The sequence below is a fragment of the Bradyrhizobium cosmicum genome (assembly GCF_007290395.2).
GTDB classification, from domain to species: Bacteria; Pseudomonadota; Alphaproteobacteria; order Rhizobiales; family Xanthobacteraceae; genus Bradyrhizobium; species Bradyrhizobium cosmicum.
The window spans coordinates 1,531,059-1,556,340 of the sequence record NZ_CP041656.2 but is presented as its reverse complement, the minus strand read 5'-3'; the positions used below and the strand labels follow the sequence as shown (position 1 = coordinate 1,556,340).

The window sequence follows — 25,282 nt, the reverse complement described above, 5'->3', positions numbered from 1 at the left end:
GGATCATGATCCGACCTTGCCCGTAACGTCCGGACCCGCCGGATGCGCAGCGGCGAGCTGCTTGGCAATGCCGATGCCCTTGCCCTTCGCGAGCTGAGCACCAAGCTGTTCCGCCAGCATCGACTTCCAGACGCCGCCGGCCGTGCCCTTGCCGAAGACCTCCTCCGATTCCTTCGGCAGCATGGTCTCGACGAAGGTCTGCAGGATGAACGCCTCGAACTTCCGGTACACCTCTCCGGACGCCGGTGCCTTGATCACCTGCACGGGCGGCCCGTTGACCGCACCCGACTGCGCTTCGGCAACCTTCGCCGCGGCTTGATCGCCGGTCGCTGCCTTGGCTTTACCGACCTCGGCATCCATCGTGGCGGCGAAATCGGTGTCGGCTGATTTCAGCGCATCGAGCTTCGCAGTCGCTGCGCGCTGCGTCACGGGATCGGCGGCATCGAGGACGTCGAGGACGAGGTCGGGCGTCGCTGTCACGATCATGTCTTTTTCCGGTTGGCTGGCCGCAGCGTCCACTCGCGCACGGCAGGGCTTATTCCCGTCATCTCCTCGAGCGAGCGCTTCTCCGCGTCGCGAAGCTTGTCGGCGAGCGCCGCCTTCGCGACCTGCTCGAGCTGTTTCACACGACGGCTCTCCGAGCGGACCTGGTCGAGCTGCTGCGATGCCTGCGCCTGAACCGCGCGCGCACCAACGCTCGTCCTGTTCAGGCGGCGTGCGATCGATTCGCTCGACGAGCCCGCCGGCGGACTCCCTTCGTTCAGCGTACCGACCAGCCATTCCTGCTCGTCCTGCAAGCTGCGCTCCTGCTGCCGCAATTGCGCCAGCTGCCACTCGGACAGCCGGAGCTGGAGCTTCACGAGCGAGACCATTCGGCCGAGCTTGTCCGCGCGCGACGTCATGGCCGTCACTCCGCCAGCCACGACGAGACGCCGAGCATGAATTGCGTCAATAGCTCGTCGCTGGTGAGGTAGAGCAGCAGGAATCCACCAAACAGCACGAAGGGCACCGAGATGAAATAGACCGGAATTGCCGGCGTCAGCTTGTTGATCAGGCCGACCGCCAGGTTGACGATGACCGAGTAGACGATGAAGGGGCTGGTGATGCGCAGCGTCAGAACGAACGCCTCCGACAGGCGACTGACGAGCAGATCGAGAGCCATGCTTCCGCCGAGCCTGCTGCCTGGATGCCAGACGTCGTAGGAGTTCATCAGCCCCCGCAGAATCTGCCAATGCTGGTCGGTGATGAAGAACAGGGTGGTGACGGACGCCATGATCAGCGGCACCAGGGCCGGCGCCGGATCGGTGTCGCCGACCGGCGTGCCCGGGATGTTGCTCAGCCCGATCGCGCTTGCCATCACGGTCGCCATGGTCTGGAGCGCGAGGAAGAACACACGCCCGCCAAGCCCGATGACGCTACCGACCACGATTTCGGAGAAGATCAGGAGCGCAAGCGTCAGCGGCGCGGCGTTGTCCGTGAGAGGCTTCAGGATTGCGATCAGGATCGGCGTCAGCGCGAACGTCGTGACGAGCGCGACGAACAGGCGGATCTGGGCCGGAACGTTGACGCTGGAATAGCCGGGCACCAGCATCAGGCAGGCGCCGATGCGACAGAACACGATGAACGTCACCAGCACGCTGTCGGCAAGGCCGCTGATCACGATATCGCTCCGAGAGCTCTGATCTCGGCGCTGCGCGCGACCTCGACATGCGACAGGATCGGCAAGGTCGGGAACACCCGCTCCAGGATCATCCGGACATAGGGGCGGGCTTCGGGCGTCACCGCCAGAACCACACTGGTGCCGTTCTCGGTAAACTTGCGGATCGCAGCACTGGCCTCGGTCGCGAACTGTTCGATCAGGCGCGGATCGGCGTCGAATTCGACGACGTCGCCCTTGGCGTCGCGCTTCAAGCTCTGGTGGAACGCCAGGTCCCAGCGGTTGCCGAGACGGATGACGTTCAGCACGCCGTTCTCGGAGAGATCGCCGCAGATCTGCTGCGCAAGACGCGTCCGCACATGCTCTGCGACCTGCTCGGAGCGCCGCACATGGGGCGCGATCTCGGCAATGGCCTCGAGGATCAGATGAAGGTTGCGGATCGACACGCGTTCGGCCAGCAAGATCTTCAGGATCGCCAGCAGGCCGGAATAGGAGATCTGCGAAGGGCAGAGATCCTCGATCAGGCGCTTGTATTCGGGATCGAGCCGGTCGAGCAGCCCGCGCATGTCCTTGTAGGACAATAGCTGCGAGAGGTTCGCCCTGATCACTTCGCTGAGATGCGTGAGCAGCACCGACAGGTTGTCGACCGGCTTGCAGCCCTGACGCTTGACTTCGTCGGTGAAGGCCTCCGCGACCCAAAGCGCCTTCATGCCGAAGGCGGGCTCGATCACCTCTTCGCCCGGCACGTCGGGCTTGCCGTCCTTGTCGACGAGCACCAGCACTTCGCCCAGCCGCAGTTCACCATGGGCGATGCGCGTGTCGTGGATCCGGATCTGATATCCCTTGGGATCCATCGACAGATTATCGGTCAGCTTGATCTCGGGAATGACAAAGCCGTACTGCTTGGCGAACTTCTTGCGGATCTTGCTGACCCGGTGCGCAAGCTCGTTGCGCGAGCCCAGGAGATGGACGGAAAGATGACCGCCGAGCGCCAGTTCGATCTCCGCGGTCTTGAGCGATTCCTTGACCGATTCCTTTGCATCGGCCTGGGCGCGCTCGTCGGCCTTGCGCGCATGCTCCTTCTTCTCCCGCGCCGCCTGCCGCCTCGGCAGCGAGTAACCGACGAAGGCCATGACGCCGCCCAGCAGCACGAACGGCGCCATCGGCAGCCCCGGCATCAAGGCGAGCACGAACATCATCAACGACGCCGCCGACACCGCGCGAGGATAGCCGCCGAGCTGCCGCAGTACGGCCTGCTCCGCCGAACCCCTGGTGCCGCCCTTGGAGACCAGAAGGCCCGCCGACAGCGACACGATCAGTGCCGGCATCTGCGTTACGAGACCGTCGCCGACGGAGAGTTTGGTGTAGACGTCGGCGGCGCGCGACAGCGTCAGACCGTGATGCGTGACGCCGATGATGATGCCGCCGAAGATGTTGATCGCGGTGATGATCAGGCCGGCGATGGCATCGCCACGGACGAATTTCGAGGCACCGTCCATCGCGCCGAAAAAGGAGCTTTCCTCTTCGAGCTCGCGACGCCGACGCTGGGCTTCCTTGTCGTCGATCAGGCCCGCGGACAGGTCCGCGTCGATCGCCATCTGCTTGCCGGGAATGGCATCCAGGGTGAAGCGGGCGCCGACTTCGGCGATACGCGTCGCACCCTTGGTGATCACGACGAAGTTCACCGTGACCAGGATCGCGAAGATGATCAGACCGATGACGAAGTCGCCGCCCATGACGAACTTCGAGAAGCCGGCGACGACATGGCCCGCGGCGGTTTCCCCCTCCCCGCCGCGCGACAGGATCAGACGTGTCGTCGCCACGTTGAGCGCCAGACGCAGGATCGTTGCGATCAGCAGCACGGTCGGAAAGGCGGAGAAATCGAGCGGCCGCTGAATCCACAACGCGACCATCAGGATCAGCGCCGAAAGCGCGATCGAGATCGCGAGGCCGAGATCGATCAGGATCGGCGGTATGGGCAGGAACAAGATCGTGAGCATGGCCACGATCCCGCCGGCGAAAAAGGCATCCGCCCCGAAGCGGCGCGGGCTTGGCAGGCTAGCAGCTAACGTATCGGCCATGGTTCACCGGCAGAGGGTCCGGCCCGCAATCTGCCGTGCAAAGCTTACGCGAGGGTGGTGGCCGATGACCCCCTGGGATCAGAAGCCGCGCTCGATATGCGAATAGACCATCTCGGTGAAGGTCGAGAGATGCGCACCGATGAAGGAGCCGGAGATGGCCACGACCACGAGAATGACGATGATCTTCGGGACGAAGGTCAGCGTCACCTCCTGAATTTGGGTAAGGGCCTGGATCAGCGCAATGAGGGTGCCGACCAGCATCGCCGCTCCGACCGCGGGGCCGGAGGCGACGATGATGGTCCAGATCGCAGCCTGGACGATGTCGAGGGCGTCCCTCTCGTTCATGACTGGCTGATCGTGAGCCCGGGCCCGACCGCCACCTTCGTGCCGTCCTGGAGGGTCGCGACGGAGCCGTCACTGTTGATGGAGATCGAAACGACCTTGCCGGAGAAGGTTTTCCCGGTCGAGTCGGTGAAGCTGACCGTCTTTCCGATCAGCCCGTCGGCCTGCGACAGCGATTGCGACGACAGCAGCGCATCCAGCTTGGTATTGGTCTGCATCGCCTGCTCGACCGTCGAGAGTTGGGCGAACTGGCTCATATATTGCGACGTATCCATCGGATTGGTCGGATCCTGATTCTTCATCTCGGCGACGAGGAGCTGAAGAAACGTATTGTAATCGACGGTGTTGCTCGCCGTGGTCGTGGTGGAGCCGGTCGAACTGGACTTGTTGGTGCTATCGGTTGCGCTGGTGACGTTCATATTGCCTCTCCGCTGTCAGGCAGCCTCGAATGGGGTTTCGGTGGTGGCACGGGCCAGATCGGCCAGGATTGCCTCCTCAACCGGAAACAGCGCCCGGATTCGCTTGAGCGCGTCGAAATACCGGGTCGTCTTGACCAGCTCGTCGATCGCGGCGAGCCCGTCCAGCATCTCGCGGCTCTCGCAAACCGCAAGCAGCGCCGCATGATGTTCGCCATAGAGCGCGGCCGCGGCGACGACGTCCGTCGGATTCATCAGCATGAGCTGGACGATGAAGTAGAGCTGCCGCAGCGCCGTGGTAGCGTCCGAGGCCTGCATGACCTGCCCTTCGAGCAGGAACATCACGTCGTTGACGAGCTCGACGGAGACCTTGCGGTCCACGCGCAACACCGCGCCGTTGATGTAGATGCGTTCGCCGGCCCGCAGGGATATCTTCATTAAAGCGCGTCTCGGATCAGGCGGTTGATTTCGATCAGCTGCACCACGTCGTTCGACCTCTCCTCGCGAAGCCGGTCGGCTTCCTTGACCACCCACAGGCCAATCGAGATGATGTCGGCGCGCAGCTTCTCCGGAAGCCCATTCTCCGGATGTGCGAGATCTTCGATGAAGATCGTCCACAGCCGCCGCACGTAGAGCAGGCTCTCGACCAGGTCCTCGAAGCTGAAGCGCCCCTTCTGGAGCCGCTCGAGCCGGTCGATGCCGAGGCTGAGCGCCTGCCGCTCGCGGCCCCGCGCCTCATAGCCGCTATCGTCGACGACCGATCCATAGGCTTCAAACGTCATCAGAACCACTCTGCGCAGGAGACCGAACAACACGACAAAGGTTACGAGCCTTACGAATGGAGCCGAGGCTCAGAGATAGTTGACGAGGCTGATCTGCTGGAGCTGCGAGGTGAGTGCGAGCGCCGTCTTGATCTGGGTCTGCAGGGTATTGACCCGGACCGAGGCCTCGGTCGGGTCGACCGCCTCCATCTTGACGATCTGATTGTTCAGAATGTCCTGCTGAACCTTGAGCTTTTCGGTCGCGCCGGTGACCCGCTGCTGGACCGTGCCGACGCTGCCGCCGAGCGTGGCGAGGTCGGTGATGGCGTTGCCGACCAGGCCGATGGCCTTGTCCACGACGACCTGGAACGTCGCCTGGTCCAGGTTCACGTTCCCGAGATCGGCCATCATGGTGTACGCCTCGGCGAGCTTGCGGAAGCCGGTCTGGTTGGCGCTCACGGAGGTATCGGCGATCTCCGTCGTGGAGATGCGGCTCTGCATGACCTGGTCGGTGGCCGTTGACCAATTGGTGTTCCAGGCCGGGCTCGCGAATTCGGCATCAAACGTGGTGTCGAGGAAGGTCTGCATCTGGGCCGGCGTGATGGTGCTCACGGCCGGCGACGACTGCGAAAAGCCGAATGCCGCGAGGAAATCCGCATCGACCTGATTTTTGCTGGCCGAGCCCGCGGTGTAGGCCGTGATCGGCGTGTTCTGCGTGTTGATGCCCGAAAAGAGATACGAGCCGTTATAGGAGACGTTCAGCGCGCCGATCAGATCCTGGAGATTGGAGGACGCAGGCGGCAGGATGATCCGCCCGCCGCCGTCGGTACTGCGGGCCGCGATCAGGTCCTTGAGGAAATCCGTTGCGGTCGAGCCGAGCTGGGTGATGCGACTCTGCGTGATGTCCAGGCGTCCGGAGACCAGCTCGTTGGTATCGACGAGCTGATCGGCGAAGCTCAGGTCCGCCCTCAGCGTGACGTCGCTTCCCGTCGTGGCGCCAAGCTGGAGGCCGACATCGGCGAAGCGGCCGGTGGTGGCTTCCTTCGAGGCCTTGGCCAACGCAGCCTGATTGTTCGTTATCGAGGACCTCAACGACGAGGACAGCATCAAGGTCGAGATGTAGTTGGCGCTCATCATGACTTAGTTCCCCACGGCAGCCAGCAGGCTCTGCAACATCTGGTCGACCGTCGAGATGATCTTCGACGACGCCGAGTAGGTACGCTCGACCTGGAGCATCAAGGACATCTCGTCGTCCATGTTGACGCCGCTGACGTTAGACAGCGCCGCGTTGCTGCGGTCGAGCAGCGTGTTCTGGTAGGTGGCGCTATCGTCCGCGGCCTTGCGCTGGTTTTCGATCCAGCTCGTCGACGACGCCGCGAAGTCGATCAAGCTGCCGCTCGGCTTGCCTTGCGTGGTTGCATCGAACGGCTGCGATGCGTCCATACCGCCGATGAGCTGCTGAAGCCGCGTCGAGTAGCCGCCGCTGCCGGCAGTGTTGTATTGGTATGCCACGTTGCCGCTGATCGCGCCGTCGCGCAGGAGATTGGGGTTGCCGCCCTGCGCCGGATCGACCGACGCGGCGACACTGATCAGGCCGGCGAGGCCGACCGAGACGGTGGCGCTCGCGGGCATCGCCGGCGCACCCGGATAGGTGAAAAGGCCGGGCACGTCCGGCAACGCCGAGGCGGTCTGGTCGACCTCCTTGAAGGTTTCGACCAGACCGCGCGCGATTTCGTCGAGCTGGCTCTGATACGTCACCGTGGCGTTGTCGCGCAGCTCGGCGAGACCCGCGAGCTTGCCGGCCTTGATCGGCATCACGGAATTGGCGCCGGTAACCGGGACACCGTCGATATAGACGGCGTTGCCGGTGGTCCCGGGCGAGTAGATGTTGGTCGCAGCGAAGCTGACCGAGCGGGCCTGCTTGTCGAACAGCACGACGCCGCTGTCGGTATAGAGCGCCGCGTCGCCGTTGGCGCGGAGCGTCATCGAGACGCCAACCTCCTGCGACAGCTTCGAGACGATGGTGTCCCGCTGGTCGAGATAATCGGTGACGTCGTCACCGGTGATCGTTCCCTTCACGATCGCGGTGTTGACCTTGTCGAACTGGGTGAGCAGCTGATTGATATTCGCGACCGAGGTCGCCATGTCGGCGTCCGCGCCCTCGCGCACCGTCTGCACGGTCTTGGTAGCCTGGTTGAGCGCCGTCGCCATGTCCTTGGCGGAGGTGACCGCCGCCTGCGCTAGCGTGGTGTTGTCAGGGGCGTTGGCATATTGCTGAAGCGCCTGCTTCAGCTTGTTGAGCTGGGCGGTCGGCGATTGTCCGGTTTCGGGATCGTCCACGGTCGAGGCGGATATCGTCTGAAGACCGTTCAGGATCGCATCCTGCTTGGCGGACGCAGACGTCGCGATCAAGACGTTGTTGTAGAGACCGGAGCTCGCGGCGCGCTGGATCGCCGCCACGTAGACGCCGGCCCCGGGAAGATTGTCCAGCACCGCGATCTTGCGCGAATAGCCGGCAGCGCTGGCGCCGGCGATGTTGCGCGAGATGGTCGACGACTGGATGCCCGACGCCATGAGCGACGCGCGAGCGGAGTCGAGAGCAGCGGTGAGGGACATGATCTACTCTTGAGCGGGATGAACGTTGAGGGATTCAGCGCTTCAGGTTGACGACAACGTCGAGCAGGTCGGCGCCGGTCTGGAACGATTTCGAGTTGGCGGTGAAGCCGCGCTGCGCCTCGATCATCCCGGTGAGTTCGTCCGCGAGGTCGACGTTGGAATCTTCCAGCGAGCCGGACTGAATCGTGCCGAGCCCGCCAGTGCCGGCATTTCCGGCCTGCGCATTGCCCGAGTTCTGGTTGGTCGAATAGACGTTACCCGGCTCGGGCGTCAGATTGTCGGGGCTCGCGACATCGGCGAGCATGAGCGTATACAGAGTCAGTTGCTGCCCGTTCTTGAGAACGGCGGTCACGTGGCCCGCATCGTCAACGTCGACCTTGTCGATGGCGGAAGGCGTGCTGCCGTTGACGGTCGCCTTGAAGCTGAAATCGGTACCGACCTGCGTCATGTTCGACAGGTCCATGGTCAACGCCGCACCGCCGGGGACGTTCACGGTGAGGCCCGTCGGGCTCGCCGCAGCCAGCGCGCCTTTTCCGGCCGCCGTGGTGTCGAAGGTGAAAGTGGTGGCGGGGGCAAGCGAGGTGCCCGTCGCGGAGTCATAAACCTGGACCTGCCACGTATCCAGACCCGCCGCAGTCGCGGTGTGGGACATGTAGACGTCGAGCGTCACGGCCTGGCCGATATTGTTGTAGGCCACGATCGAGCTCTTTGATGAATATGCGCCTGGGCCGGGCGGACCGGCAATGACGGCCGCTTTCGGGTCGAGGTTGCCGGTCGTGAGCGTCCCCGCCGTCGACGGCACGGGCACCTGCGAAACCTGGGCGATGTTGACGATCTGCATTCCCGCCAGACTGTTCTGCGAGAAATTGGTCACCAGGCCCGGCTGACCGAGAAGGTAGTAGCCGGCAGCATTGACCAGATTGCCCTGACTGTCAGGCACGAACGAGCCGGCGCGCGTCAGGTACTGCTGTGTGTTGGTTGCGTTCGATACCACGAAGAAGCCGTTGCCCTGAACGGAGAGGTCCGTGCTCGACGTGGTGAACTGCGTATGCCCGGCGTCGCTGATGGCGTAGCGGACGGTCGTCTCGACAGCGCCGGAATCGTAATTGCCCGAGCCGCTCTTCAGGATGAGCGAGGAGAATTCGGTCGAAGCCCGCTTGTAGCCGGTGGTGTTGACGTTCGCGATGTTGTCCGAGACCGTCGACAGCTTGTTGGACTGCGCGGCCATCCCGGAAACGCCGGTGCGCATAATGCCGTAGAGGCTCATCGAGAGGGCTCCTTTGGAAGGTTGTAGTTACAATGAGGGTTCTTGCTTGCGCGGGGCTGATGGTTCGGAACCATGCACAACTTCATGTGGTCACGTCGTTTTCGGCTGACAGAACGAGCGCGCCTTGTCGGTCCAGGCGCCGAATCCGCTCGAGACGAGATGCGCAACGATGTGGCAGACGTAGCGCTTCTGCGCTGGCTGGTTGTTCGGGCCTGCGTTGTAGCGGGCGACCGCCATGGTCCAGCTTCCCTCGCGCTGCTTGAGCTCTTTCAGGAAGCGCGCGGCATATTCCACGTTCTTGGCGGGATCGAACATCGCCCGCACCGACGCGAACTTGTCGCCGTGATAATAGTGGTTGATCTGCATGCAGCCGAGATCGATCAGCTTGATCCCCTTGCTCCGCATCGACTCGAAATTCGCGATCGCGTCGTTCATGTCCTTGGCGAACACGGTCTGGCCGTCGGCACCGAGCGCATAGGGATAGAGCGCACCGCGCCGCCCGGTCTCGGTGAGGCCGACGGCATAGAGAATGCCGAGCGGAATCCCGTGCTGCTGGGACGCGCGCGCCATCTCGCGCTCGCAGGGGCGTGCATTGTCGGTCGCCGCTGCCGCAGCGCCCACGTTACAGATAAACAGGGCCGCGACGAATCTGCGGGCCCACGTCCTGGTCATGACGCGTCTCCTGGTTGGACTGGGGCTCCTGCCGGGCCTGCCTCGCACCGCCGTCCGATCGGCCGGACGAATTGCTCGCGCCGTCGAACGAGCCTTGCGACTGTGACGACGGGTGCTGCTGGCCCGCGAGCTGCGGCTGCGACTGCCCGGAACCGCTCTGGAATCCGTCCCGCGAACCGTGCTGGACCGGCGCGACGTCGGCGACATAGCCCGCGGAGTGCATGAGATCGCGGATCGAGTCGCGCTGCTGGTCCAGCATCAGGCTGGTGTCCTTGCGCTCGGCCGCGAGGTGGACGGAAACCTCCGAGCCCACCAGGCGAAGGCGCACGGTGACATTTCCGAGCGACGGCGGCTCAAGATTGATGGTCAGGATCTTGAGCGGCTCAGACGCGTTGGTCTGCGACGTGGCGAGATCTGCAGCGGCCGACGCCGTCGGCGCGGACGATTCCTTGAGCTCGGTGACGACCGCGTTGGCGATCTGCTGCGTGGGACCGAACTGCGCCGGCGGCAGATGGGTTTCCTGCTGGACCACGGTGACCTTGGTCGTCTCGGGCAAGGTCTCCCGTGCCGAGGCTTTGACAGCGCGCTCGACATTGGCGGTAACGGCCTCGAAGCCCTGCGTCGCGGGCATTGCTCTTGACGACGCTTCGTTGCCCGGCAGGACGGTTGCCGGCGCCTGCGCAGCCGCGGTCGATGGGCGCGCACCCGGCGCGAAATCGGCGGTAGCAACCTTCGCCATGCCTGTTGCCTGAACCTCACGCGTCGGCGTCGACGAGGGTGCGTCGCGCGCGGGCGCGTCTTTCCTGTCGGCGCCGATCGATTGCGTCTGCGGCTTCGCTACCGGTACGGTGGCCAGCTCCTGGCCGACAATCGCCGGAATGCCCGACCTGTTCGAAACGTCCGCCTTCGGGGCGGAGTCGACCGCACCTGGCGTTTGCGACGTTTCGTCGACCTTCTGGACGGATGATTTGTGAGCGGACTTGGGCTCGTCGGCGGTCTCGGTGCGCTCGTTCACCGTCTCGTCGTTCGTCTTGTCCTTCCCGGTCGGGTGCGCCAGGCGTGTCCGCAAGGATGCCGCCTTCACGCCCGTGTCGCCGCCGTCGTCTTTCAGCGCCCGCTTCGCGAGGTTCGAGACGGTGTGGAGCAGATCGTTGAACGACGAATCCGACGACTTCGCTCCGGCGTTCTTGCCGGATCGCGACGTGCCGCGAATATTGAGGCTTTCGGCCAGCCCCGAAAAGACCTGTCCCGAGGTTCCACTGAGCTTCGTCATGGACGGCGATCCTTGGTGAGGCGTTCGAGGTCGCCCAGCTGCTTCTGCGCGCGGGCGAGTGTCGCGGTCGACGACGCGAGATCGAGACGCGCCGGCGTGACCGGAGGTTTGTCGGCTGCGGCGGCGGGCCCACCCGCGAACGGTTTGCGCACGTCGAGCGCGAGCTGGACCGTTGCATTCAGCAGAGGAATGTCGCGCTCGGGCAGCTTCGACCGGTCGAGCGCCTTCAGCTCGGCGAGACCACCGTCGTACTCGTCGGTAAGCACCCGCGCGACCCCGCGGAAGAAATGCGCACGCTCGCGATCCGCGGAAGCATCGGCGCTGAGCACCAGCGCGCGCTCGCCGGCAAGCTCGGTCACGGCCAGCCGTCCACGCAGCATCGCGCTGCGCGCGATCGCGAAATAGAGCTTGAGGCGGCTGGCGCGGTCGATCTGCTCCAGCAGGGTGACGATCCGCGCAAAGCGGCGCTCGTCGAGCGCGAGGCTCGATTGCGTCAGGCCCGAGGAAAAGCGCTGCCAGAAGTCCCCGGCATAGACCGAGTTGCGGTAATGGCGGATATAGGCCAGCGTCAGGAACTCGAACTTGTCGAAATCCTCGGCCTGCCCGACCAGCAGGATCTCGCGCCGCAGTGCCGCCTCCTCCACCAGCGTACCCGGCAACAGCAGGCGCGCATCGTCCAGGCGCTCGATCGCGAGCGTTGCCTCGGAGCGTGCGAACAGCGCGCCCTGGACCAGCGCGACCTGTCCGCCTAGTCCCGACGGAAGTGTGCGCGGCTTGACGCCCTTGAGCAGCTCGCGCGCCTCATCCTGGCGGCCCTCGACATAGGCGAGCGCACCATTGAACAGCCGCTCGTCAACGTTCGGCTTAGGCAGCTTGCGGACCAGCTGCGGTCCGCCGCCGCTGAGCAAATAGATCACCACGGCCTGGCCGTTCTGCGCATTGGTCCATACGCTGGTGTCGGCAGCGAGAAATTTCTCACCGATCTGCCGGATCAGCGCGACGTGGCCGCTATGTGCCGCCATGTCGCCATTGGCGATGCCGTCCTGCACCGCCTGCAATGTGCGTACGAGCTCATATGGCTCGCCCGAGCCCGGCGCCGGGGCCGATGCCGGATCAGCGAGTGCACGGATTGCCGTGAGCGGCAGCAGCAACAGCAGTGCGGCGCGGCCGAGCAGCCTGATCAAGGGCGCTTCTCCCGGATCAGGATTTCAATCCGGCGATTCTGCGCGGCGGCCGGATCGTTTTGCAGTTTCGGTCGCCGATCGGCGTAACCTTCGACATGCTCGATCCGCTGTGCATCGACGCCGGAGCGGACCAGCATGTAATAGGCCATCTGCGCGCGGGCGGTCGACAGCCGCCAATTGTCGTAATTTTCCGACTTGTACTGCCGATTATCGGTGTGGCCGCGGACGATGATCATGCCGGGACGCTTCGTCAGCAGCGGCCCGATCTTGTCGATCACGCGGATGAGTTCGGGCCGCGGTTCGGCCGAGCCGACCGCGAACATGCCGAAGCTCGCGTCGTCGGTCAGGCTGATCAGAAGACCTTCCTCGACCTGACGGACCTCGGCCACCGGTCCCGCGCCGGCCTTGATGTCCGACAGTGCATCCGCGATCGCAGACTGAAGCTGCTTGACGGTCGGCTGCTCGGTCTGCGCGGAGTCGCGCTGTTCGGACTCCTTCGCCGCATCGCCGGGACGCGACGGCGCGGCGGCATTGGCCTGGGCACCGGCTTGAGCGCCGGGCTGCGCGTTCGCCTGGACACTGCCGTCGCGTTGAGCCTGCGACGGCGCAGGTCCCGGTGGCAGCAGGGGCGACAGGTTTGCTGACGACGCATCGGCGTTCTGAGCCACGCTTCCGCCGGCATCCTCCTGCCTGGCGCGGCGAGCCTGCGGCTCGCCCTGCCCCGTTCCGGACGCGTTGTCGCGCGCGGAAGCGTTCGGCTTTGGCTCGCTGTCGACGAAACGGTCCGCGTCCTTGGACGTCTGCGGCGCCAGCTTCCAATAGCCGGGATCGAACGGGTCGCGATAGGCATCGCCTCCCTTGAGGCCTTCCTCTTCGGCAGAGGTCAGCGCGCCGGCGCGACGCTGGCCCGAAGCCTGGTTCGCGCTGTTGGCGATCTCCGCAAGGGTCGCATAGGGATCGCGGAAGAGGATCTTCTCTTCGTAGGACGCCGGCTTCTCGGCCGTCGGGGAATCGCCGCGACGCTCCTCGTTCGGCCCGGCCGGCTGGCGCTTGCCATCCTGCCCTTCGGTCGTGGACGGCTCCTTCTTGGTGAGATCCTTGAGGCCCTTCGGCGCGGGCGCATTCTCCGCGAGCTTGATCGGATTGAAATAGCTCGCAACCACCTGCTTCTGGTCCTGGTTGAGCGCATTCAACAGCCACATGACCAGGAAGAACGCCATCATCGCGGTCATGAAGTCCGCATAGGCGATCTTCCAGACGCCGCCGTGATGCGGCTCCTCGGCGAAGGCGCTACGCCGGCGAATGATCACCAGCTCTTGCTTGACCTCATTCATGGCGGGCTACCGGCGCGCCTCGTTCAGGCGTTCGCTCCAGGCCGAAATCTGCGTCTCGATCACGGTCTGGTCGGCCACGACCCGAACCTCGAACGTCTCGGCGGCCTCATACTGGATGCCCGTTCGCCTGCTGGCCTCGAGTTGCGTCCGCACCAGGTCGAGCAGTTCGCCCGGACCGGTGACCTTGAACACCGGCACCGGCGAATTGCCGGTCAGAGCCGCAATCTGTTCGACCAGCGATTCGATCGCCTTGTCGCGGACCGCCTCAGCGAGGAAGGGCAGCAAGATCCGCGCGACGGAGCTCGCGATGTTGGTCTCGATTTCGCGGCAGGCCGCCTCGAACCCGTTGACGATCGCGACCGCCTGTTGGTCGGACCATTTGGAACGCTCCTCGCCGAGCCGGATCGCGCTGCGGACGCGCTCCTCGGCGACCCTGGAATCGCCTTCCGCGATGCCGGCGGCATGGCCGCGACGATAGGCATCTTCGAGAAGGTTGGCCGACGGAGCTTCCGCCTCCGGCGCTGGAGGTTGCGCCTGAGCCTGACGTTGCGGCTGGGCCTGAGGCTGCGGCGGGGGCTCACGCCGGACCTCCTTCGGCCTTGTCAGCACGTCCTGGACCTTCGGCGGCGGAGGCGGTGGCGCCTTGGCCCGGCCGTTGGCGTCGAACTGCGTCAGAAGTTTTCCGATAGCCGCGTTCATGCCGCCTCCTCGCGTCGCATCCAGTCTTTAAGGATCGCTGCCGCCTGAGCCTGATCGAGCCGGACAATCTGCTCCAGCCGCTTCTGCGGTGTTCGTTGCATCTTACCTTCAAGGTCTTCCACGAGGTTGAGCTCGGGGTCCTGACTGTCGCCCAAGGCGAGGGCCGCCGCAGCTTCGAGCTCCGCGGCCTCGGCCGCCTCGGTCTGCTCCTGCTGGGCACGGTGGGTGAGGATGCCATTGACCGCGGGACGCAGGCCGAACCAGACCAGCATCGACGCAACCGCCAGGATGGTCACAGCGTTGATGACGCTGCCGAGCTGCTTGTTGATCATCTCGACGAAGCTGATCGGCGGCACCGGCGCCAGTTCGCGCGAGCCCTCGATGAAGTCGACGGCCGTCACCTGGATCTGGTCGCCACGCGTCTTGTCCAGCCCCCCGGCGGTCGCCGCAAGCTGGCTGATCTCGGCGAGCTTGCTGTCGACGATGGCCTGGTTGCTCTTGTCGCCGAGATCGGCGACGAGCCGGGCTCGATTGACCAGGACGGCGATGAAGAGCTTCTTGACGGAATAGCCATCGCTTACCGTCGTCGTGGTCTTGGATGAGACTTCGAAGTTGGTGACGTCCTCGCGCCGGGTCTTGTCCTCGCTGGAATTCTTGGTGCCGCCCGAGTTCACCTGCTGATCAGGAAGATTTTGTTGCACCGTGGTCGGCGTCGAGCGATCCGCGTTCTGTGACTTCTCGTTTTCGCGGACGTTGCGGACCGAGCGCTCGGCGCGACTCTCCGGGTCGTAGACGGTCTCGTTCGTCTGCCGCTTGTCGGTCGAGAGCTGCGATGCGACGCTCACCTCGAAATTGTCGAGGCCCAGATACGGCGTCAGCGCCTTACGGATGTTCTCCTGCACCATGCCGCCGACCGTCTTCTGAAGGCTTGCCATCTTGGTGGGAGCGGCAGTGGCTTCGTCCTCCTCGGCGAGCAGCATCGAACCATCGGCATCCAACACCGTCACCTTGTCTTTGCTCATGCCCGGAATGGCCGCGGCAACGAGGTGGCGGATCGACTGAGCCGTTCGCGCCTCGATCGCACCGTCAGTGCGCAGCACGACCGACGCCGAAGGGGGTTGCTGCGTCGCGCGGAACGAGCCCCGCACCGGCAGCACGATATGGACCCGCGCCGCCTTCACGCCCTTCATCAGCTGCACCGTACGCGCGATCTCGCCTTCGAGCGCGCGGAGCTTGGTGACCTCCTGCATGAACGACGTAAGGCCGAGCGAACCGATCTTGTCGAACAGCTCGTAGCCGGAATTGGCGCTGGTCGGCAGCCCCTTTTCGGCCAGCAGCATCCGCGCCTGCATGGTCTGGCTCGGGCGCACCGAGACTGCATCGCCGGCTGTATTGACGTCGAAGCTGATGTTCTGCTCGCGCAACGCCGCGCCCATACGCGTCACGTCTTCGCGGCTGAGGCCCGTGTAAAGCGTTTCGAACTCGGGCCGGCTCAGGTAATAGGCGCCGCCGACCACGGTGACGAGGACGGCAAAGCCGATCAGACCCAAGGCCATCAGGCGTCGCGGCCCAAGCTCCAGCAGATTGTTGAGCAGTTGCTGTACCTGCGCGCGACTGAGCATATGACCTCGTACCAATGCGAACGTATGCGACACTCCGCTGCCAACCTTGTCTGAAGGTTGTGCGCAAACGCGAATGTGTCGGTTCGCAGGCGAGGCGTTGTAATTTTACAAGAATCCCAGGTGACGCAGTGGGTCCGGCGGCAACACCCGGACGCGCAAGCGCGGGGCAGCCGATCGGCGGCGGCGTGTCGGATGAGGCATGGCGTCAGGGGATCGGGTACGGGCACGTCATGTGCCGTCACAGCCGCCGGTCACGGCGGGACCGTGCTCCCGAGGGAGCACGGTCGTTGTCAAAGCCGGCGCTTACTTGAACAGCGAGAGGATGCTCTGGCTGTTCTGGTTGGCAATCGAGAGCGCCTGCACGCCGAGTTGCTGCTGGGTTTGCAGCGCCTGAAGGCGGGTGGATTCCGCGTTCATGTCGGCGTCGACGAGCTGACCGACACCGCGGTCTACCGAGTCCATCAAGGTCTTGACGAACTCCGTGTTGGTCGAGAGGCGGTTCTTGACTGCACCGAGATCGGCAGCGGCCGAGGCCACGGAGTTGAGCGCAGTGGTGACCTGCGCGATGTAGCCGTCGAGCGTGGTCTGGTCAGCGGCCGAATCGGTCAATGCGCTGATGTTGATCGTGTTGATCGACGCGGTGCCGCTCACCTTGTCCAGGATGCCGGTCTGGGTCGAGGTGTAGAGCGAGTAGTTGGCGATCGTCAGGGTGATGGAGCCGATGGTGGGCGTGCCGCCGACGCGCGAGAACGACGACACCAGGTTGAAGGTCGCCGGCGTCGCCGCCGTTGCGCTCAGCCAGTTCACACCGTTGAAGGTTGCCGCGTCGGCGGTCCCCTTCATCTGCTGCTGGATCTGGGTGATGTCGGCCTGGATCTTGGTGCGGTCGATGCCTGCGGTCTTGGCTTCGACCAGCAGTGCCTGGAGCTTGGTCAGCCCCCCGGTCTGGTCGCCGACAACCGCGGTTAGAGCGGTATATTCGGTGTCGACGGTCGCAGCCGACAAACCGAGCGAGTCGGAGACGGCGGAGAGCGCGGCGTTGTCGGCACGCATCGAGGTCGCAATCGACCAATAAGCGGCATTGTCCGAAGCGGTCGAGACGCGCTGGCCGGTCGAAATCCGGTTCTGCGTGGTCGCGAGCTGCGAGCTGACGTTGCGGAGGGTCTGCAGCGCGGTCATTGCAGAAGAGTTGGTGAGCAGACTGGAGCTCATTTTTTGACGTCCCCTTGAAACAGATTGAATTGATTTTGGGACATACCGGACTTGCACCGGTACGACAGGGCGGCCTCATGCCTTTGGGCGGCGGAAAAAGCAGGCCCAACGTGTCGTACCGCGACAATAACGCACGTAGGCTGTGCGAGGCTTGCGGCTCTGTGACCTGACCGCAACAGAAAGGGCCGGGGCAAGCTCATGGCTCGACCCGCGCACACCAGACCAAAAGGAAAGGGCCGCGCTTCGCGAGAAGCGCGGCCCTCCCAAGGCTAGTGAGGGCTTAGCGGAACAGCGAGAGGATGCTCTGGCTGTTCTGGTTGGCGATCGAGAGTGCCTGGACGCCGAGCTGCTGCTGGGTCTGGAGAGCCTGAAGGCGGGTGGATTCCGCGTTCATGTCGGCGTCGACGAGCTGACCGACACCACGATCCACCGAGTCCATCAGGGTCTTGACGAACTCCGTGTTGGTCGAGATGCGGTTCTTGACGGCGCCGAGATCGGCGGCGGCCGAGGCCACCGAGTTGATCGCAGTCGTGACCTGCGCGATGTAGCCATCGAGCGTGGTCATGTCGGCGGTCGAGTCGGTCAGCGCGGAGATGCTGATCGTGTCGATCGAGGCGGTGCCGCTTACCTTGTCCAGGATGCCGGTCTGGGTCGAGGTGTACAGCGAGTAGTTGGCGATCGTCAGGGTGATCGAGCCGATCGTCGGCGTGCCACCGACGCGCGAGAACGACGACACCAGGTTGAAGGTCGCCGGCGTGGTCGCCGTCGCGCTCAACCAGTTCACGCCGTTGAAGGTCGCCGCATTCGCGGTGCCCTTCATCTGCTGCTGGATCTGGGTGATGTCCGCCTGGATCTTGGTGCGGTCTATACCGGCCGTCTTGGCCTCGACCAGCAGCGCCTGCAGCTTGGTCAGACCACCGGTCTGGTCACCGACAACCGCGGTCAGAGCGGTATATTCGGTGTCGACGGTCGCAGCCGACAGACCGAGCGAGTCGGAGACGGCGGAGAGCGCGGCGTTGTCGGCGCGCATCGACGTCGCGATCGACCAGTAGGCCGCGTTGTCCGAAGCAGTCGACACGCGCATACCGGTCGAGATCCGGTTCTGCGTGGTGGCAAGCTGCGAGCTGACGTTGCGGAGGGTCTGCAGCGCGGTCATTGCAGACGAGTTGGTGAGAAGGCTAGAACCCATTTTTGATGTCCCTTTGAAAGTAGATTTGAATTTGGGGACATACCGGGCTTGCACCGGTACGACAGGGCGGCGTCATGCCTTTGGGCTGCGCGAATGCGGTTAGGCCCAACCCGTCGTAGCGAGCAGGCTAGCGCACGAAGCTTGTGCGAGGCTTGTGGCCCTGTGGCCCAGCCGCAACAGGACAGCCGAAGTCACGGCGTGCGCGCCGCGCCACGCCAACGAAAGGGCCGCGCTTCGCGAGAAGCGCGGCCCTCCTCAGTTCGTTTCCGGGCTTAGCGGAACAGCGACAGGATGCTCTGGCTGCTGTTGTTGGCGATCGAGAGTGCCTGCACGCCGAGCTGCTGCTGGACCTGGAGGGCCGCCAGGCGGGTGGACTCCTGGTTCATGTCGGCGTCGACGAGCTGGCCGATACCGCGATCAACCGAATCCATCAGCGACTTCACGAAGTCCGTGTTGGTCGAGATACGGTTCTTGACGGCGCCGAGGTCGGCGGCGGCCGCGGCGACCGAGTTGATCGCAGTCGTGACCTGCGCGATGTAGCCGTCAAGCGTGGTCTGGTCGGCCGCCGAGTCGGTCAGCGCGCTGATGCTGATCGTGTCGACCGACGCGGCGCCGCTCACCTTGTCCAGAATACCGCCCTGGGTGCTGGTGTAGAGCGAGTAGTTGGCGACGGTCAGGCTGATCGAGCCGGTGGTCGGCGTGCCGCCGACGCGGGAGAACGACGACACCAGGTTCACCGTCGTCGGCGTGGTGGCGGTCGTGCTCAGCCAGTTCACACCGTTGAAGGTCGCCGCAGAAGCGGTCGCCTTCATCTGCTGCTGGATCTGGGTGACGTCAGCCTGGATCTTGGTGCGATCGATACCGGCGGTCTTGGCCTGCACCAGCAGGGACTGGAGCTTGGTCAGGCCGGAGCTGCTGTCGCCGACAACCGTGGTCAGAGCGGTGTATTCGGTGTCGACGGTCGCGGCCGACAGACCGAGCGAGTCGGAGACGGCGGAGAGCGCGGCGTTGTCGGCGCGCATCGAGGTTGCGATCGACCAGTAGGCGGCGTTGTCCGAAGCGGTCGAAACACGCTGGCCGGTCGAGATGCGGTTCTGCGTGGTGGAGAGCTGCGAGCTGACAGACCGCAGGGTCTGGAGCGCGGTCATGGCGGTCGAGTTCGTAAGCAGGCTTGACATTGCGAATGTCCCTTTATGTACGCGTTACATTTTCACGAGGGGACATACCGGGCTTTCACCGGTACGGAGGGGCGGCATCATGCCTTTGGACTGATGTGGGTGGGGTCCAACCCGCCGTGCCGCATTGCTAGCACGTCGAATCTTGCGCGCGGATTAAGATCGGATTGAATTACGCTGTAATATCAGATGGTTAACATTACCCAACGCTAACCATGCCGCGGTACTTCCCGCTAACCATAAGCGGCCGGCCGGCCGTCGATCCTACGAGAACGACCGCACCAGGCCCGAGGCGAGCAGATTCCAGCCGTCGATCAGCACGAAGAACAACATCTTGAACGGCAGCGCGAGGATCGTCGGCGGCATCATCATCATGCCCATCGACATCGTCAACGTGGCCACGATCATGTCGATCACGAGGAACGGCAGCATGATCAAGAACCCGATCTCGAACGAGCGCCTGAGCTCGGAGATCATGAAGGCCGGAATGATGACGCGCAGATCGATGCGCTTGTCGTCGAACTTCTTGCGAAAGCTCTCTGCGGCCAGTGACTCGAAGGTCTGGAGATCCTTGTCGCGAACGTGAGCCAGCATGAAATCGCGGAACGGATCGGTGATCTTCACGTAAGCCTCTTCCTCCGAGATCTCGTTCTTCATCAGAGGCTGGACGCCGGTTTCCCAGGCGCGATCGAAGGTCGGAGCCATCACGTAGAAGGTCATGAACAGCGCAAGGCTGATCAGCACGAGATTGGCCGGCGTGGTTTGCAAGCCGAGACCGGAGCGCAGGAACGACAGCGCCACCGCAAATCGCGTGAAGCTCGTCACCATGATGAGCAGACCCGGCGCCACCGACAGCACCGTGATCAGCGCCATCAGCTGGATGATGCGGCCGCTGGTCGAGCCGTTTCCGGGCGGCAGCAGCGAGTTGAGGTCCGGAATCTGGGCGAGCGCCACTTCGGGCAGGACGACCAGAATCAACGCGAGCAGCAGGACTTTCACTCTCACTGAATCACCAACGTCTCAATGATCAATTCGCGGACCTTGCCCGACGAGCGGATGTTGGCGCGTTCGGCGAGGTCGTCGCGCAGATGCTGCAGCCCGCGCGATCCCTCGAACTGGCCGACCGTCGCCGAGCGCAGATAGGTCACGATGTCCTCGCTGATGTGGGCGGCCAGGATGCCTGCGTCCTCGTCACTCATGCTGTCGGTCACCATGGAAGCTTCGACACGGGCCCAGTTGTTGGCCGGCGCGGCAAGATTGGTCACGATCGGGGACAGCTTCCTCAGCCGCGCGCTGCCGGCGTAGCTCGAGGCAAGGGGCGGCGGTGTGGCGGTCTTCTTCGCGTCCGCGACGCGCTCGGCAGCCGCAAACAGATGCAGGCCGGCAAGCGCACCCGCGCCGATCGCGACGAGGGTCAGCGCCAGAATGGCCGCAATCAGGCGCATCACGTCCCCTGCCCTCGCGAAGCGGCCCGACGGCTGCGAATCTCAGAATGGTGCGACGGCGTCATAGATCCGATGTCCCCATCCAGGCTGCTGCACGTCAGACAGATTTCCGTGACCGCCGTAGGAGACGCGCGCCTCGGCGATCTTCTCGTAGGAGATCGTGTTGGTGCGCGAGATATCGCGCGGACGCACGATGCCGCCGACATTGAGCACGCGCATCTCCGTGTTGACCTTGAATTCCTGCGACCCGCTGATCATCATATTGCCGTTCGGCAAGACGTCGGTGACAATTGCGGCGATCGACAGCTTGATGTCCTCGGTGCGATCGATCTGGCCGTTACCCTTAATCTGGGTATTGGTGCTGAGATTGGCGCTGGTCGAGCCCTTGTCCTGCCATCCGGCGACGTCCATCAGCCAGTCGAGGCCGAACTTGACCTGCGAATCGCGCGAACGGCCGGTCTTGTTGTCCAGCTTGGCCTTGTCCTGCATCGAGATGATCACCGTCACGACGTCGCCGGTGCGCCGGGCCCGGGGGTCGCGGTACAGATCGGTGCCGTCGTCCCAGGTCGAACGGTAGCTGACAGGCGAGCGAAGCCGTGGCGTCACCGGGATCGGATCGGCCTGCGTCCTCAGCCCGCTGCCGACCGGCGACAGGCGCGGACCGGTCAGGACCTCCGCGGGATCGCCGACGCATCCGGCAAGCATCACGAGCGACAGGATGAGGATGAGATGTTTCATCTACTTGGTCTTTCCGTCATCCACGCGACGCATTCCGCCGAGCAGATCGGCAAGGTGCGCCGCGCGCGCCGTCTCCATCTCGTTGAAGATCGCGCTCGAACTCCTCGGGCTGAGCTTGGCGAGCACGGCCGCAGCGGTCTCGTCCGCCATGCCGGCGATCTGGGTCGCCGCGGCGTCCGGCTTCATGCGCGAATAGATCTCGACGACCTGCGCCTCGGCCTTTTTCAGGAAATCGTCGCGCAGCGCCATCCACTTCTCGTATTCGGCGCGTTTGGCCTCGACCTCGGCGATCCGTTCGCGCAGCAGGGTCTCGGCCTTTTCCAGCTCCTTGAGCTGCCATGCCAGTCTCGCATCGACGGCGGGGTCGGCGACGTTGCTGCAGAACAGGGCAACGTCGCTGTCCGCGGGTGCAGCCGCCTGCGCCGGTGCGGGCTTCGGCGGGACCGTGACGCTGCCGGGCTTGGCCGTGCGCACAGGCGCGGCTGCGGACGCTGGGGCCTGTGCACGCGTTTCGGACGCCGGCACCGCGCCGGTGATCGCAGGTCCGGAGTCTTCAGCCGCCCACGCCGTCGCCCGGATCGACGCGTTGTCACCTGGTACCGGCGTGACCGGCGAGGACGGCTTTTGCGGTCCAGCCGCGCGGGCACGCGCGAAGGACAGCAGGTTGAGCGGCTTGGTCGGCTTGGCCTCGTCCAGTGCGAGCACGGGCGAAGCGCTCGCGAGCGCGGAGACCGCGATCAGGAGGAGGAGTTTGGCTTTGTGATCCAGCTTCAGCATCGGGCCGCGTGCGATTCTCGGTCGAGACCTCAGCATTGAGCGACCAAGCTTGCTCGACGCTTGTGCATCATTGCACGATGACGTCGGCCTGGAGTGCGCCGGCCGTCTTGATCGCCTGGAGGATCGCGATGATGCCTGATGGCTTCAGGCCGATCTGGTTCAGTCCACGCACCAGGCGCTGGAGATCGACGCCGCTCAGAATCGCTACCTGCGATCCGGCCTCGTTGGCTTCGACGATGGTCTGGGGCACGACCACAGTCTGGCCCTGCGAGAACGGCGCCGGCTGCGACACCACGGGAAGCTCGGTGACACGAACCGTCAGATTGCCGTGCGTCACGGCAACGGTCGATATGCGCACGTCACGCCCGATCACCACCGTGCCGGTGCGCTCGTTGATCACCACCCGCGCCGGCGTGTCCGGCTCGACCGTCAGCTCGCCGATTTCAGCCAGAAAACGGACCGGGCCGATATGGCGCGGCTTCGACAGCACGATGGTGCGGAAATCGCGTTCGAACGCAATCTGGGCGCGATAGCGGCCGCCGGCGAAGCGATTGATGGCATCGAGGATACGCGTCGCGGTGACGAAATCGGGGTTCTTGAGCTCCAGCACCAGGAACTCCATCTCGTGGAGGCTTCCCTGTACCTCGCGCTCGACCAGCGCACCGTTCGGGATGCGCCCCGCGGTCGGCGTACCCTGGCTGACGTTCTGAGCCTGGCCGCCGACGCTGTAGCCGGCGACCGTGACCGCGCCCTGCGCCACCGCGTAGACCGCTCCGTCTGCCGCGCGCAACGAGGTCATCACCAGCGTGCCGCCGAGCAGCGAGGTCGCATCGCCAAGGGACGACACGGTCACGTCCATGCGCTCACCCGCCCCGATCGAGGGCTGCAGGTCCGCAGTCACCATCACGGCCGCGACGTTGCGCGTACGCAGTGTGGTCGGACGCGGGGGATTGTTGGTGCTCGTGGTCTCGTTCCTGACGTTGATGCCCATGTTCTCGAGCATCGACTGAAGGGACTGCTCCGTGAACGGGGCGTTACGGAGCGTGTCGCCGGTGCCATTCAGGCCGATGACGAGGCCGTAGCCCACAATCTGGTTTTCACGCAGTCCTTTGATGTCCGCGATGTCCTTGATACGGACTGCGGCCTGGGCGCTGGCGGCGAAGACGAGGAGGACGAGCGCGAGCAGGACTCTGGTCATGATCCGTCCACGACCTTGATGGTGCCGTCCGGCTGGACGACGCCCCTGATGATCACGCCTGTGTCCGTGTTTCGGATCGGGATGAGCGCGCCGGGCGCGCCCGACTGCATGGCCGAGCCGTAGGTCACGATCGACAGGCCGCTATCCTCGACCACGACCTTGACCATGGCACCGCGCGCGACAGTCCAGGGATCCTCCACCGAATTGCTCGGGATCGGCTGGCCCGGCAGCAGCGTGCGCCGTGCCATGCGTCCGACCAGGACCTGGCGTCCTTCGATGAACATGGCAACGCCAAGCACGTTCGGCGCGAAGGCGCGTTCCGTGATCATGTCGTCCCGGATCAGCTCACCGGCGCGGATCGAAACGGCCGGCACGGGAAGCCGCTTCTCCTCGGCCGCGGCGAGGCGCGCCGAGACCAGAACCAGCAGCACGGCGGCCAATCCGCGCACCATCAAGCCCACCCTGTTCAACATCGAGACACCGGAACTAGCGCATGCCCTTCGAGACCGTCTGGGCCATTTCATCCGAGGCCTGGATGACCTTGGCGTTCATTTCGTAGGCGCGCTGCGCCGAGATCAACTCGGTGATTTCCTTGACCGGATCGACGTTCGAGGCTTCGAGATATTTCTGGTTGATCTTGCCGTAACCGGAATCGCCCGGGAGTCCGACGACTGGCGTGCCCGACGCCGTGGTCTCGCGATAGAGATTGCTGCCGAGCGGCTCGAGGCCCGCCTCGTTGGCAAAATTGGCGAGGTTGAGCTGGCCGATCTGCCGCGCATTGATTTCGGTGTCCAGCTTGGCGAACACCTGTCCGGTCTGGTTGACCGTAACCTCGACGGTTCCCTGCGGCACCGTGATGGCGGGATCCAGCAGATAGCCGTCGATCGTGACGAGTTGGCCGTTCGCGTTGGTGTTGAACGAACCCGCGCGGGTGTATTGCACTTCGTTGTTCGGGCCGAGCACTTGAAACCAGCCCCGGCCGTTGATGGCCATGTCGTAAGGGTTTCCGGTCTGCGTCAGCGCGCCCTGAATGTGAAGCTTGCGGATGGCCGCCGACTTGACGCCAAGTCCGAGATTGGCGCCCTCCGGAATCGGCGACGAGCCGTTGACGTTCGTGACGCCCTGCATGCGATCCATCTGATAGAACAGATCGGTGAACTCCGCGCGAGCCCGCTTGTACGACGTCGAGTTGATGTTTGCGATGTTGTTCGCAATAACTTCGATGTTGGTCTGCTGGGCATTCATGCCCGTGGCCGCAATGGCGAGCGATTTCACAGTGTCATTCCTTCAGGTCAAATCGACATACGAACGACTTCTTGGTAGGCCTGCACTACCTTGTCGCGAACCGCGACCGCCGTCTGCAAGGCCTGCTCGGCCGACATCAGCGCCTCCACGACGCGACGCGTCGATTCCTTGCCCTGCATCGCCGAGATTGACGCCGCTTCGCCCGCCTTCAGCGTTCCGATCGCGTCCGTCGTCACCTGCTTCATCACCGATTCGAATCCGACGTCGTCGGTGGACTGGATCGCGGTCGGCGCGGCGGGCGCGATGGCCTGCGCTTCGGTTGCACGGGACGCCGCCTGACCTGCGGAAATCGCCGTGGATGAAATTGCTTCAAGCATTG

Annotated in this window: 28 protein-coding genes; all 28 read right to left on the bottom strand. The window is 64.3% G+C overall.

The window, feature by feature from the left end; genetic code table 11:
- Window positions 1-3: 3 nt before the first annotated feature.
- The 28 genes from FNV92_RS07280 to FNV92_RS07145 all read right to left on the bottom strand — a co-directional run bounded on the left by FNV92_RS07280 (window position 4) and on the right by FNV92_RS07145 (window position 25,280).
- Window positions 4-486, bottom strand: a complete 483-nt coding sequence (locus tag FNV92_RS07280; protein WP_168213320.1) for a rod-binding protein — start codon at window positions 484-486, stop codon at window positions 4-6.
- The gene (locus FNV92_RS07275; RefSeq protein WP_143841545.1) at window positions 483-902 is read right to left on the bottom strand and encodes a hypothetical protein; all 420 of its coding nucleotides are present in this window, start codon (window positions 900-902) and stop codon (window positions 483-485) included. Before FNV92_RS07275 ends, FNV92_RS07280 begins: the two co-directional genes overlap by 4 nt.
- 5 nt (window positions 903-907) lie before the next feature.
- Window positions 908-1,660, bottom strand: coding sequence for a flagellar biosynthesis protein FliR (gene fliR, locus FNV92_RS07270; protein WP_143841546.1), 753 nt, complete (start codon window positions 1,658-1,660; stop codon window positions 908-910).
- Window positions 1,657-3,738, bottom strand: coding sequence for a flagellar biosynthesis protein FlhA (flhA, locus tag FNV92_RS07265; protein ID WP_143841547.1), 2,082 nt, complete (start codon window positions 3,736-3,738; stop codon window positions 1,657-1,659). Before flhA ends, fliR begins: the two co-directional genes overlap by 4 nt.
- 78 nt (window positions 3,739-3,816) lie before the next feature.
- Complete coding sequence (gene fliQ, locus FNV92_RS07260) at window positions 3,817-4,083, bottom strand: flagellar biosynthesis protein FliQ (protein ID WP_014440037.1); 267 nt, start codon at window positions 4,081-4,083, stop codon at window positions 3,817-3,819.
- The gene (flgD, locus tag FNV92_RS07255; protein ID WP_014440036.1) at window positions 4,080-4,499 is read right to left on the bottom strand and encodes a flagellar hook assembly protein FlgD; all 420 of its coding nucleotides are present in this window, start codon (window positions 4,497-4,499) and stop codon (window positions 4,080-4,082) included. Before flgD ends, fliQ begins: the two co-directional genes overlap by 4 nt.
- Window positions 4,500-4,514: 15 nt before the next feature.
- The gene (gene flbT, locus FNV92_RS07250; RefSeq protein WP_143841548.1) at window positions 4,515-4,934 is read right to left on the bottom strand and encodes a flagellar biosynthesis repressor FlbT; all 420 of its coding nucleotides are present in this window, start codon (window positions 4,932-4,934) and stop codon (window positions 4,515-4,517) included.
- Window positions 4,934-5,278 (bottom strand): flagellar biosynthesis regulator FlaF, encoded by a 345-nt coding sequence (gene flaF / locus FNV92_RS07245; RefSeq protein WP_168213321.1) that lies wholly within the window; start codon window positions 5,276-5,278, stop codon window positions 4,934-4,936. Before flaF ends, flbT begins: the two co-directional genes overlap by 1 nt.
- A gap of 69 nt (window positions 5,279-5,347) precedes the next feature.
- A complete protein-coding gene (locus FNV92_RS07240; RefSeq protein ID WP_014440033.1) occupies window positions 5,348-6,394 on the bottom strand; it encodes a flagellar hook-associated family protein in 1,047 nt (348 codons plus the stop codon).
- A gap of 3 nt (window positions 6,395-6,397) precedes the next feature.
- A complete protein-coding gene (flgK, locus tag FNV92_RS07235) occupies window positions 6,398-7,873 on the bottom strand; it encodes a flagellar hook-associated protein FlgK (RefSeq protein WP_143841549.1) in 1,476 nt (491 codons plus the stop codon).
- Between the two features lie 34 nt (window positions 7,874-7,907).
- Complete coding sequence (locus FNV92_RS07230) at window positions 7,908-9,140, bottom strand: flagellar hook protein FlgE (protein WP_014440031.1); 1,233 nt, start codon at window positions 9,138-9,140, stop codon at window positions 7,908-7,910.
- Between the two features lie 90 nt (window positions 9,141-9,230).
- The gene (locus tag FNV92_RS07225) at window positions 9,231-9,812 is read right to left on the bottom strand and encodes a transglycosylase SLT domain-containing protein (protein ID WP_014440030.1); all 582 of its coding nucleotides are present in this window, start codon (window positions 9,810-9,812) and stop codon (window positions 9,231-9,233) included.
- Window positions 9,763-11,085 (bottom strand): flagellar hook-length control protein FliK, encoded by a 1,323-nt coding sequence (locus FNV92_RS07220; protein ID WP_143841550.1) that lies wholly within the window; start codon window positions 11,083-11,085, stop codon window positions 9,763-9,765. The genes FNV92_RS07225 and FNV92_RS07220 overlap by 50 nt, the downstream gene beginning before the upstream one ends.
- Complete coding sequence (locus tag FNV92_RS07215) at window positions 11,082-12,269, bottom strand: chemotaxis protein (protein WP_143841551.1); 1,188 nt, start codon at window positions 12,267-12,269, stop codon at window positions 11,082-11,084. Before FNV92_RS07215 ends, FNV92_RS07220 begins: the two co-directional genes overlap by 4 nt.
- On the bottom strand, window positions 12,266-13,603 hold the full coding sequence (locus tag FNV92_RS07210; protein WP_143841552.1) for a MotB family protein: 1,338 nt from the start codon (window positions 13,601-13,603) through the stop codon (window positions 12,266-12,268). The genes FNV92_RS07215 and FNV92_RS07210 overlap by 4 nt, the downstream gene beginning before the upstream one ends.
- A 6-nt stretch (window positions 13,604-13,609) precedes the next feature.
- Window positions 13,610-14,302 carry a hypothetical protein gene (locus tag FNV92_RS07205; RefSeq protein WP_014440026.1) on the bottom strand — a complete coding sequence of 231 codons (693 nt, stop codon included), beginning with the start codon at window positions 14,300-14,302 and terminating at the stop codon, window positions 13,610-13,612.
- A complete protein-coding gene (gene fliF, locus FNV92_RS07200) occupies window positions 14,299-15,924 on the bottom strand; it encodes a flagellar basal-body MS-ring/collar protein FliF (protein WP_014440025.1) in 1,626 nt (541 codons plus the stop codon). The genes FNV92_RS07205 and fliF overlap by 4 nt, the downstream gene beginning before the upstream one ends.
- Before the next feature lie 303 nt (window positions 15,925-16,227).
- Window positions 16,228-17,136 (bottom strand): flagellin N-terminal helical domain-containing protein, encoded by a 909-nt coding sequence (locus tag FNV92_RS07195; protein ID WP_143841554.1) that lies wholly within the window; start codon window positions 17,134-17,136, stop codon window positions 16,228-16,230.
- A gap of 280 nt (window positions 17,137-17,416) precedes the next feature.
- Complete coding sequence (locus FNV92_RS07190) at window positions 17,417-18,325, bottom strand: flagellin N-terminal helical domain-containing protein (RefSeq protein WP_014440023.1); 909 nt, start codon at window positions 18,323-18,325, stop codon at window positions 17,417-17,419.
- Between the two features lie 272 nt (window positions 18,326-18,597).
- The gene (locus FNV92_RS07185; protein WP_041748074.1) at window positions 18,598-19,503 is read right to left on the bottom strand and encodes a flagellin N-terminal helical domain-containing protein; all 906 of its coding nucleotides are present in this window, start codon (window positions 19,501-19,503) and stop codon (window positions 18,598-18,600) included.
- A 261-nt stretch (window positions 19,504-19,764) separates the two neighbouring features.
- Window positions 19,765-20,505, bottom strand: coding sequence for a flagellar type III secretion system pore protein FliP (gene fliP / locus FNV92_RS07180; protein WP_014440021.1), 741 nt, complete (start codon window positions 20,503-20,505; stop codon window positions 19,765-19,767).
- Window positions 20,502-20,945 (bottom strand): flagellar basal body-associated FliL family protein, encoded by a 444-nt coding sequence (locus FNV92_RS07175; RefSeq protein WP_014440020.1) that lies wholly within the window; start codon window positions 20,943-20,945, stop codon window positions 20,502-20,504. Before FNV92_RS07175 ends, fliP begins: the two co-directional genes overlap by 4 nt.
- 42 nt (window positions 20,946-20,987) lie before the next feature.
- Complete coding sequence (gene flgH, locus FNV92_RS07170) at window positions 20,988-21,683, bottom strand: flagellar basal body L-ring protein FlgH (protein WP_143841556.1); 696 nt, start codon at window positions 21,681-21,683, stop codon at window positions 20,988-20,990.
- Window positions 21,684-22,460, bottom strand: coding sequence for a MotE family protein (locus FNV92_RS07165; RefSeq protein ID WP_168213322.1), 777 nt, complete (start codon window positions 22,458-22,460; stop codon window positions 21,684-21,686). It abuts the gene before it with no gap.
- Between the two features lie 67 nt (window positions 22,461-22,527).
- Window positions 22,528-23,658 (bottom strand): flagellar basal body P-ring protein FlgI, encoded by a 1,131-nt coding sequence (gene flgI / locus FNV92_RS07160; protein ID WP_143841558.1) that lies wholly within the window; start codon window positions 23,656-23,658, stop codon window positions 22,528-22,530.
- Window positions 23,655-24,131, bottom strand: a complete 477-nt coding sequence (flgA, locus tag FNV92_RS07155) for a flagellar basal body P-ring formation chaperone FlgA (protein ID WP_168213323.1) — start codon at window positions 24,129-24,131, stop codon at window positions 23,655-23,657. The genes flgI and flgA overlap by 4 nt, the downstream gene beginning before the upstream one ends.
- Window positions 24,132-24,144: 13 nt before the next feature.
- Complete coding sequence (flgG, locus tag FNV92_RS07150; protein ID WP_014440015.1) at window positions 24,145-24,933, bottom strand: flagellar basal-body rod protein FlgG; 789 nt, start codon at window positions 24,931-24,933, stop codon at window positions 24,145-24,147.
- A gap of 17 nt (window positions 24,934-24,950) precedes the next feature.
- Window positions 24,951-25,280 carry a flagellar hook-basal body complex protein FliE gene (locus FNV92_RS07145; RefSeq protein WP_014440014.1) on the bottom strand — a complete coding sequence of 110 codons (330 nt, stop codon included), beginning with the start codon at window positions 25,278-25,280 and terminating at the stop codon, window positions 24,951-24,953.
- Window positions 25,281-25,282: the final 2 nt, after the last annotated feature.